Source organism: Paenisporosarcina sp. P4_D4, assembly GCF_056401835.1.
The window spans coordinates 1-11489 of record NZ_JBFUIO010000076.1 but is presented as its reverse complement, the minus strand read 5'-3'; the positions used below and the strand labels follow the sequence as shown (position 1 = coordinate 11489).

General features: G+C 39.0%; 6 protein-coding genes. All 6 read right to left on the bottom strand.

What is annotated here, in order from left to right; translation table 11 throughout:
- On the bottom strand, positions 1–2338 hold a 2338-nt coding region (locus AC1DSL_RS13490), incomplete at its 3' end, for a S8 family serine peptidase (RefSeq protein ID WP_477532559.1).
- A 732-nt stretch (positions 2339–3070) separates the two neighbouring features.
- On the bottom strand, positions 3071–4849 hold the full coding sequence (locus AC1DSL_RS13485; protein WP_477532558.1) for an ABC transporter ATP-binding protein: 1779 nt from the start codon (positions 4847–4849) through the stop codon (positions 3071–3073).
- The gene (locus AC1DSL_RS13480; RefSeq protein WP_477532557.1) at positions 4849–6603 is read right to left on the bottom strand and encodes an ABC transporter transmembrane domain-containing protein; all 1755 of its coding nucleotides are present in this window, start codon (positions 6601–6603) and stop codon (positions 4849–4851) included. Before AC1DSL_RS13480 ends, AC1DSL_RS13485 begins: the two co-directional genes overlap by 1 nt.
- A 184-nt stretch (positions 6604–6787) precedes the next feature.
- Complete coding sequence (locus AC1DSL_RS13475; RefSeq protein ID WP_477532556.1) at positions 6788–8044, bottom strand: Y-family DNA polymerase; 1257 nt, start codon at positions 8042–8044, stop codon at positions 6788–6790.
- Positions 8045–8966: 922 nt separating this feature from the next.
- Positions 8967–9440 carry a DUF4306 domain-containing protein gene (locus tag AC1DSL_RS13470; protein WP_477532555.1) on the bottom strand — a complete coding sequence of 158 codons (474 nt, stop codon included), beginning with the start codon at positions 9438–9440 and terminating at the stop codon, positions 8967–8969.
- Positions 9441–9660: 220 nt separating this feature from the next.
- Positions 9661–10911, bottom strand: a complete 1251-nt coding sequence (locus AC1DSL_RS13465) for an MFS transporter (protein ID WP_477532554.1) — start codon at positions 10909–10911, stop codon at positions 9661–9663.
- Positions 10912–11489: the final 578 nt, after the last annotated feature.

Sequence of the window (11489 nt, the reverse complement as noted above, 5' to 3'; positions counted from 1 at the left end):
GAATATATCCTTCGTACGTGCCTTTTTTTGCAGTTGTTGGAATTAACAGTGAGACAGGAATACTTTCCTGGCTATTCTTTTTAATTTTAACATCCTCAGGCAACACTAGCGACACGCCGTTTTCCTTCGCATCCATGGAACCACGAACCCCATCATTGTACTCAACCGAAATGTCATACTTCTCCATTTTGTCACTATAATTCGTGATTAATAGATTCGTTGTTTTTGTGATGTCTTCTGTAGCGATTGGAACAAAACCGTAACTAAGACCACCAGTTTGTTCATTGATCATTTCTTTTACATTATTTATAATATATGGCGTTTCATCTTGAACAGCCAGTTCTGTAGTAGAATTGATTGCATCATAAGGGTCTACCCTTCCTGCCCCTACTTCAAACACACTATATTGCCCCTTTAAAGGTTCGGCTGTATTCATTAGAACCGTTTTCACATCTGCAGGTGTATATTCAGGATGTGCTTGTAACAGCAAAGCTGCAATCCCGGCAACATGCGGAGTTGCCATGGATGTACCCGACATTCTTGTGTATGCAGTGGAATAACTAAAATTAGTTTTATCGTTAATATAAGACGGTACCGTTGATAAGACCGATACACCTGGTGCTGTTACTTCTGGTTTAATATCATATAATGTTCCAGATGGTCCTCTAGAGCTAAAGCTAGCTAATTCATCACCAGGAATTTCACTCTCTCCAAGAGCTCCTAATGTAATACTCGGTGTACCACTCGTGAATAAAGCATTGATAGCCAAACCATCACTATTTGTCATAGAGAATGTTGGAATATTTTCTTTGCTTTCTCCCAGATAAAAAGGAATTTGTCCTTCTGTAGCAACATTGTTGTAYATGATGACGCCTGCTGCCCCGTTTAACGCGGCGGCTTTCATTTTATCAATGAGAGCATAAGTTCCACGTACGACGAATGCAATTTTACCTTTAACGTCTTTTCCTGCATAATCGGTTAATCCGCCTTCTCCTACATTAACAATATCGAATGTTTGACCAGATAGGCTTGAGAAATCATCCGTCCATGTTTTGGTCATTAATTGCAATGTACTATCAGTGGTTATAGCATTTGATTTGATTTTACTCGCAAAAGTTGTCACCTTAGTACTTGCAGAACTTGCACCTACAGTTAAGGCAAGTGCGGCTGCACCAGGTGAACCTAATGTGAACATACCATCTCCAGCATTCCCTGCTGCCACTACAGCTGTAACACCACTTAATACGGCATTATCAATCGCTAAGCTTGCTACTTCTAATGGATTGTTTTGGTTTGAACCTAGTGAAAGGTTTATAACATCCATCCCATCAGCAACAGAACGTTCAATCCCAGCAATAACCGCAGAAGTCTGTCCTGAACCATATGGTCCCAATACTCGGTAAACATATAAATCAGAATCAGGAGCAACTCCAGTTACTTTATAATCAGAATCGTTTTTAGCTTGACCAGCAATAGTTMCTGACACATGTGTACCGTGACTAGTGTAGTACGGTTTTCCATTCACTATTTCTGCTTTCCCAGAAGCTTTCCATTGGGCATATGTCGCTTCCATTGGATCGTTGTCATTATCTACAAAATCAAATCCACCCTTGTATACGTCTTTTAAATCAGGATGATTATGATCAATACCCGTATCAATAACACCAATCTTTATACCTTTACCTGTATAGCCTTCTTCATGCAATTTATCAATATTTAAAAATGGGATACTATCAACCTTTGTTTGTTCTTCTTCCTTTATTGGAGGCGGCGGGTCAATTTGTACTTTTTTATCGCTAAAAACAGCTTTAACCGTATCCATTTCCATTAATTTATTAATTTGATTTGCAGGAAGCGACATTGTCACTCCGTTAAATGCATTCTGATAAGTATATTTAATATTAAAATTATCCTTATTAGATCTCTCTTCTTTTCCTATTTTTTCTTGTAAATTCTTTTTAAATTCAGCATGGGACTTTTCTACCTTTTCTTTCGCTTTTTCTAACGAAATGGATTCCCCTTTGGAAGCTTCTACTATTTGAGCTACTTTTGCTGGAAGTTCTTTGAATTCAACAATAACCGTTACTTCTTCTTCACTAGTTAAGTCTACATCATCAGATAATCGCAATCCTGTCTTTAATTCAGTGGAATCTAGGTTTTGCAATGCTGCTCTTTGTTCTGGTGTTAAATTAGCAAGTAAATTTTCAGTATTCGAATAACTAACTGCTTTCGCAGTAGTTGGTACTTGTACAATAGAACCTAAAATAAARCTAGATGATAGAGCAAATACMGCTAAGCTTTTTAARACCTTACTTTTGTTGTTTGCTTTTTTCCCCATTTTCTTCCTCCAAGTCTCTGTCTTTTTATTAMATATGTAGTGCAATGAWTTACGAAACAATGATTCTAATAATAATTTTTTTGTTTCTCYYTTTCCTCATTAAACCTCTCCCCCTGCCTAACTAAATAGTAGATTAATATATTTGTAAAAATGTAAAGGTTTCGTGCTGATGACTTAACTTCACATTTAATACACTGATCTGTCTTTCAACATCAAGTTATTAAAATTTTTCAACTAATCTARTAYCAACTGGGAGTTTATTCAACATTTATTCWTTCAATATTCAGAAACATTACCCAATTAACCCTYATCATCCCACATTTCTACTTTYCTGAAAATTAAACATAGGATGTATCTTGTGCTGTTCTTGGTTCTATACCTGCTTAAAACAAAAGTACTACTTCACGACTTTTTATTTAATCATTCATCTTTTGCGTATAAATATGGCACCATGCATCGGGCATGAAAAAACCCAAGTGAATTATCCTCACTTGGGTCGCAATCGGTTTATTGTTGGAGAACCGTTACTTGTTTAGGCGTTGATGACACTTTAAAAGAGGTTGTCTACAACTTTACTGTTTCCAGTAATTCTATATTAGACGCGAACCCTTGATTTCCCTTTAAATTAATACAATATTTTTCCATTTAACAAACCTTTGTACATTTTTTGCTATATAAAAATGTCTATCAAATCTGCTTACAATTTGATAGACATGGGATTAGTTATGGGTTTTATACTGCTTCTTCCACAATGCTATTCTGCAGCAAGTACATTTTGTGATAYAAGCCTTTGCTTGCAAGCAACTGTTGGTGATTGCCCCGTTCAACGACTTCGCCTTGATGAAGGACTAAAATCAGCTCTGCATCTTGAATCGTACTCAACCGGTGGGCGATGGCAATCGTTGTTCGTCCTTGTCGCATTTTTTCAAGACTTGATTGAATTGCCACTTCTGTTTCCGTATCGATGTTTGCTGTTGCTTCATCCAGCACCAAAATCTTCGGATCCGTCGCCATCGTACGGGCGAATGCGACGAGTTGACGCTGACCACTTGAGAAGGTTGAGCCTCGCTCGGTTACTTTTTGCTTATAGCCTTCTGGCAACAGATTGATGAAGCCGTCAGCTTGAACAAACTCTGCAGCAGCACGTACTTCGTCATCCGTCATACTTTGCTTGTGCAAACGAATGTTGCTTTCGATATCCCCGAAGAACAAGAACGGATCTTGTAGCACAAGTCCCATTTTATCTCGTAATTCCTGAGCTTTGAAATCTTTTACAGATTGTCCATCTATCAAAATATCACCTTGTTCAAACTCATAAAAACKCATCAATAAATTGATGATGGAACTTTTCCCACTTCCAGTATGGCCGACAAGCGCTACCGTTTCCCCAGGATTCGCGGTGAAGGAAATGTTTTTCAATACATCTGTTTGTCCATCGTAAGAGAAGGTTACATTTTTGAATTCAATTTTCCCAGCATCAATCCGTGCATTTGTGTTCGCCTGGCTTGGCACAAGTTCCTTTTCATCGAGTAGCTTGAAAACACGTGATGCCGCTACAATGGCTTGTTGGAAAATCGATAAACGTTGCATAACTTGATTAATCGGTTCAAAGAATCGGTCAATATATGTCACGAAGGCGTAAATCACACCAACTTCGATCGTATTGCTGAATGAGGTTACCCCGAAATAGCTCAGCAACATAATCAGAGCAAGTGCATACACCAAATCAATCGCGGGACGCAGCAACAAACTATCCATTTTGATGTTACGCTTGCCTGCTTTCCAGTGCTGTTCATTGATGTCATTGAATTCATCTTTCAATCTCGGTTCTTGTCGGAATGCCTGAATCATGGACATGCCTTGAAGTGATTCTGCCAGTTTTGCATTTAATTGACTCAATCGTTCACGCAAATCTTGGTAAAACACCGAGCTGTAACGACGGTACGTCTTTATAATCATAAATAATATCGGCAATAGCAATAGTGTAACGAGGGCCAGTTTAACATTCAGAATGAACATCGCGATGTATACTCCGACCACTAAGAAACCACTTTGCAAGAAACCGACCAAGACACTGACAAACATATCTTTAATGGCTTCCGTATCATTCGTTACGCGAGACACAATGCTTCCGGCAGGCGTTTTATCAAAATAACGCATTCCGAGGTTTTGTACTTTCGTAAAGACATCAATTCGCATTTGCTGAATGATTTTCAGTGCTATCTCCTGGAATTTCAGCAGCTGGAAATAACTAATGAAAACATTGGAGATTTGAATGAATAAGTACGCACTCGCCAGTCCGACTAGCGGTCCCGTCGGAAAGTTTTGAACGGTCAAATAATCATCTATGAACGTTTTAATCAAAATCGGTCCAACAACGTCCCCGACTACGGTAAGGCCTAGTAGGAATAACGCAAACGTTATGACTTTTTTATGTGGCTTCAAATAGGAAATAAGCCTTCTTAAGATGATGCCTTGATCTTTTCCTGTTAGCTTTGGCTGTTCTTCCATTACACCTCACCTCCCATTTCGACAAGTGCTTCTAATTGTTGTAACTGATACATTTCGTAGTAACGTCCTTTTTGGTCCATGAGGTCTTCATGGGAACCTTTTTCAACAATTGTTCCTTCATGAAGCACGATGATTTGATGTGCATGTTGAATCGCGCTCAATCGATGTGCGGTAATAATGGTGGTTTCATCCAGTCGGGATGCTTTTAACGACTCAAGGATTGCTTCTTCTGTTCGCGCATCAACTGCAGATAACGAATCGTCCAAGATTAACAATTCCGGCTTCATCATCAATGCACGGGCAATCGAAATCCGTTGCTTTTGTCCACCAGATAACGACACGCCTCGTTCGCCGACAATGGTTTCATAACCATTCGTGAATTTCAGTATGTCTTCATGAATGTGTGCGAGCTGAGCAGCTTCATACACTTCTTCTATTGGAGCACTTGTATTCGCAAAGGCAATATTTCCAGCAACCGTCGTTGAAAACAAGAAATGATCTTGCGGTACATAACCAATTGCTGAACGCAGTCGTTCTTTTTTGTAGGCATTGATGGAATGGCCACCGTAAGTAATCCACCCATCGTACCCTTCGAACTCACGTAATAACAACTTCAAGATAGCTGTTTTCCCTGAACCCGTCTTGCCAACAWTTCCTAACGTTTCTCCACGTTTCAGTGTGAAGTGAACATTTTTCAGGGCAGCGCGTTCGTCTTCCGGGAATTTAAATTCATCGATATGAACATCCAGGTCGCCTTGCGCTTTTACATCTAGTGCATGTTCCGCGTCATCAATATCGATTGGTTCGGCAAGCAATTCGCGAATCCGATCGTAAGAAGCACGTCCTCGTTCAACAATGTTGAATAACCAGCCGAATGCGAGCATTGGCCAGACTAGCAACCCAAGATAGGCAGTAAATGCAATTAAATCCCCGATTGACATTTCATTTGCCATGATAAATCGTGCACCGAACACGATTGATAGGAAAAACGAAGTACCAACAATTGCCGATATCGTTGGATCGAATAGTGAATCCACTTTGGCTACGTGTATGTTCTTTTCGACTACGTCATCCGATAACTGTACAAAGTCTTGGATGTCTTCTTTTTCCTGACCAAATGTTTTAATGACTTTGATTCCCGAAATACTTTCCTGTGCTTTATCGTTCAAATTCGAGAAGGCTTCCTGGGCAAAGTGGAAACGATTATGCAACAGCGTTCCGTAGTAATTTGTCAAATACGCCATGATTGGCATGGGAATCAATGCAATGAGCGTTAATTTCCAATTGATTGTAATTGCCATCGCGGCTATAACAAACCCACCTGTAGTCAGTGAATCGACTAGCGTCAAGACACCCGCTCCTGCCGTCTGTTGAACGGCTGATAAATCATTGGTTGCATGTGCCATCAAGTCGCCAACACGGCGCTTTTGATAAAACCTAGGTGACATGCGGGTAAAATGTTGGAATAAACGTTCTCGCAATTGACGAGCAAGTAAAATTGCCGAACCAAAAATCATTGTACGCCAGTAATAACGAATGATATACATGGCCAGAGCGGCACCTGCCAGGAATAGCAGCCATTTCACAAGTGCTTCGCCTGTTAAAGTACCCAATCGAATTTCATCGACGACATATCCTATTATTTTAGGTGGCAGCAGTTGCAAAAATGCAACGACCATCAGCATCAAGATGCCGAAGATATACTGTTTCTTTCTCTCTTTAAAAAACCACCCTAAATCTAAAAATACTTTCACGCAGTAATCCCCCGATTCTTTTTTTCAGACTTTATTAGTTTAGCAAATGTTCGGAATTTAGAGAAGATACGAAATGGAAATTATTCGGATTAGGAAATAGTTCGAATAAGCGATGTGGATTTTCTTATATCGCCCACTCCCCGGCCATACTAGAATGGCCGGGGTGTAACAGCTCCCTCTTTTTTTATTCGGCTTTATGTCCCCCGATTAACTTGGAACGAGCTCGGGCTGTTCCGGCGTCTGTATAGGAAACGGCACGCAGTAAAGCGGCCGAACCATATTTGCTGCGAATGTGATCCATGGCTGAACCCAGCTTTCGCTTGCGCCACTTTTCCGCTTCAAACAGGCTGAGCTGCATCGAATGTTCAGGCTCCATATTCGATAAAGTCACGGACAGTCGTCGGACAGGTCGGTCATCAAAATGTTCATCCAGCAGCTTCACACACATCTTGTAAATTTTCATTGTGTCGTTTGTGGCTTCTTCCATCGAACGGGAACGATGAAACMCTCCACCAAAGGCATCTTTACTGTACTCGGCACCGAGATGAACGGTGCGCCCAACTTTCCCCGCTTCCCGTGCACGTCTTGCCACGTCTTCCGTCATTTCAAGAACAACGGCAAGAATATCTTCCTTCTTACGGTAATCACGAAATAGAATTTGCCCTTTTCCGTAACTGACTTGCCCTTCGATAAGGGGTGCACCGAGGTCGGATAAATCAATACCCCAGGCGTGATGGTACAGTTGGTTTCCCATGACTCCGAATTTTGCTTCAAGCGTCGTCAACTTCGTTTTCGCAAGATCTCCGACTGAAAAAATCCCCATGGCATTCAAGTTTTTTTCCATTCGCGGTCCAATGCCCCACATTTCGCGAAGTGGTGATACTGGCCATAACTTCGTTGGGACATCGTCATAAGTCCAGCTAGCGAATCCTGTTTTTTTGGCATCCAAATCAAGCGCCAGCTTCGACATCAACATATTCGGACCCATGCCCATCGCAGATGGCAATTGAAACTGCTCCAGTAAATCGTCCTGAATGCGCTGGATAGTTTGCTCAACAGGTCCCCATAATCGCTCCGTTCCTGCCAAATCGATAAAACTTTCGTCCACGCTGTAGACATGAATCGATTCTTTTGGCACATACTCACTGAGCAAACGGGTAATTTCCATAGATACCCGCACGAAAAAGCCCATTTTAGGTTCAATCAGCCGAATATCTGGGTGATCCGGTATTTCAAATAAGCGCGTACCTGTCTTCACGCCAAATTGTTTTTTTAACGGTGGGGAAGCCGCTAACACGATGCTTCCCCTCTGTTGTTGATTCCCAATAATCGCAATCGGGGTTTTCATCACGTCAAGTCCTTCATCCGCTGCCGCACAGCTTGCATAAAAACTTCGCATATCGAGACAAACGATTTTCCGATCGGGATATTGTTCATACATGATGTTCTCCTCCTCCAAAACGAACAAATGTTCTTAAATGAATTATACCCCGAACGAACGTTCTTAATCAATGGATGGAAAACATTTTCATTTTTGAGGTGAGGAAAACTTTCAGGTTGAAGGAATGGGAATCTAGGTAGACAGAACACTCGTCCAGGTAGACACAATGGCACTCCAGGTTGCACAAAATCACGAAACCCATAAATTTCCCAAAGAAAAAAACGTTCGAAAAATATCGAACGCATCAGAAATCAATTACGCAGCATGAATGCATGCAAATTGTAGCAGCACCACTAGAAAAAAACGACGATAATTAGTAAGGCTATTCCTATTAGACAACCGCCAATTAAGTCATAGTTGTTCCACAAAAAATATATTGTGCTTTTATTGTTAAAATCGTATGATCTTACTCTTTTTATTAACCATAATCCGAAAATGATAAGGAAAATCAGTCCAAACATAATTAACATGGGAGTTTCTTTTATATATACTTCAGTTTCCACTAAAAATCCTCCCTTGAAATGTAACTATCCTGAGACTTGATTTTAACTTAAGCACCATTTATTCTTCTTTGGCTTACGCTATTGGACATCCTTTTAATTAGGTAAGAAATACTGAAATAGATATAACGAATAGAACCGTTACTAAAAGAAAGGGAACTAATGCCTTTCTTATTTCTTCTTCGCTTTCAGCTTTCTTAACCTTCTTTCTATAATCAATCCAACTAATAAACGTTACAATTGAAATTAAGATTACATATGGAAGTTCTTCCAGGTGAATCCCCTCTTATCCCCGATATTTGACTCAAAAATCTAACCCTTTTTATAACTAGCCTGCTGGGTTTGTTGGAAAAGGAAAAGGGTTTCTTCATTACCCATTGATCTTTAACTAAAGCATCAGCAAGTTGTATAAGTAATACAATTTAAYATATTTCTCTTGTCTTATTGTTAATAAATCTATTTAACGCAATAACAATTGAAATCATCCCTAGTAATAAAAAACTTATGCAAAAATATTTCAAACCAATAGTTGGAGAATTTGATACAAAACCACTTAATACCAAGAATATTACGCCAATAGATGTTAGGAAATACGAAAACAACTTATCGTTACTTTTGAGTAGAATATATCCTAAAAGAATTAGAATGTAAGTACTACTGAGTAACATAATTAAAGGAAATGTAGGTAAAAATTTAGCTGCATATACAAAATAGTCAATTGTTAAAATATCGCTTGCTTGCTTCACAGGACCATTTAACATCTCAGAAAAGATAGCTGTATGTTTCCATTCCCAAGATACATCTAATATTTTACTTCCCTCATACCATGAAGCTAGGGCAGAAAAGATGAAAGCCATTGAAGCTACAGATAAATGGATAATAATTTTAAAAGACATGTTTACACCTCCAAGATATACTCAATATTAACATTAATTTACATTACGGAAAACTTACAGAGGAGGTGATATTGAACTTATCTCCACGTGTAGTTGAACAAGAAAAAAATGCTTTACTCCTTTTTGAAGTAAAGCACCCATTAGACTTGTAGGGGCATCTAGTCTCTAATTTTCTTGTAATTGCTAGATCTGCCAGGCTATCAAGATCTAAATGTATTTATTATAAGGTTAAATCAGATGACTCTGGAACAACTACAGGCTCACCTGCTTTTAATAATACTTTGTTTCTTCCTAATAACACTCCTAGGATTAACATAAGCACTCCCGTACCCAATAGAATCCATTCAACTCTCACGACATCTGCCATAGGTCCAAAAATAAGCATTCCTATCGGCATCATAGATGTAGCAATCATCCCAAATACACCAAATATTCTACCTAAGTAATCACCCTCGACTCGCTCTTGGATCAGGACAGTCGTTGGTGTATTGAAGACTGGCATTGACACTCCGAATATCGCCATGAAGAGTAAATAAGCCCAAAACATTGGCATAATCCCTAATGCAATCGTACAAATACCCATTATAATACTGGCAAGTGTCATTGTATGCACCTTATTTGAAAAGCCTCCCCACGAAGCAATAATACCTCCGCCTGCCATCATTCCAATCGAAAAGGCAATTTCAATTGCAGTTAACCGCCATACATCATCACCAAAGCTCCGAGTCACTTGTAATGGAGTTAAAAATGCTGCAGGCGCCATCAAAACAAATAACATCGCGAAATACAAAAAGAACGTTTTCAAAAAAGCGTGGTTATTAATATATGTTAAACCTGCTTTAAAATCAGAAAGATAGCTTGTTGTTTGTACCTCGGATGCCTTTGCATGTACCTGAATTTTTAAGAATACAAGCAAAGTTACGATTGCTATAGCTGCAGTTACCACATCTATAAAGAAAATACTTTCTAATGTGGCCATTGTCAGCATTGCCGCACTCACCATAGGAGACACGAACATAATAATAGCCTGTATACTTCCGTTAATTCCACTTACCTTCGTCAGTTTATCCTCTGGAACAATTTGCGGTAAAATAGCCCCTACTGCTGGACCTTGAATACCTGTTCCTATCGCTCTAATAGCAGCCATAGCAAACAGTAGCCAAACTGCCTCATATCCCATTAAGAAGACAATTGCCATGACGAGAGTTGCAACAGCAATTAATCCATCCGATAAGATGATGAGTACCTTTCGATTGTATCGATCTGCCCATACGCCGGCAAAAGGCGATAAAATAAAAGTAGGGATGAATCCACATAAAATAAACAGTGTCATCATCATTCCTGATTGTGTAGTAAGTGTTATATGCCACATAATCGCATATTGAACCAGTGAGGAACCAAAAAGTGATATCGTCTGGCTACTTAAAAAAATAATAATATTCTTTTTCCAATTTTCATATTCCATATTCATTTTCTTCACGACCTTTTCTGTATATTTCCTACAATGAAAAGTAAATGGTTAAGGTCTTTTTTGCTCGAATCGAAAAAGAGTAGTTATATTACTATTTTTAGACAACAAAAAAAGAGGGTAGATTCAACCTCTCTTTTTTTGATAAACATAAAAATAAAGTTTTCCTAAAGAGACAGACTAATCCCATTTACTCCATACTTAAGCAGAGCCTGGACCATATGCAATTAACGGTTCAAAGTTTGGATTCTAAGTCTCATAGATGCTGTCAAAAGGAAAACCTCCATTTCTTTTAGTAAATCTCATTTTACCATTGCTTTTTTTCCAGTTCAATAATTAGATGGAAATATTTTCATTTCCAATAGATTCTATATTGCTTGATGATTATTTTTCATTAGATTACTCAAGGCGACAGAAGATTGCTTTAGATTTAGCAACAAGTTCCTGTTTATCATTAAACATTGGTATACAGAATGGTGATTGCCCTTGATCTTCAATTATATGAATTATCATCGCTATGGTGGTGTCGGTTTTAGTTTTTGGGATATCCTATTATTTATGTGTACTATTTTATATTAGTT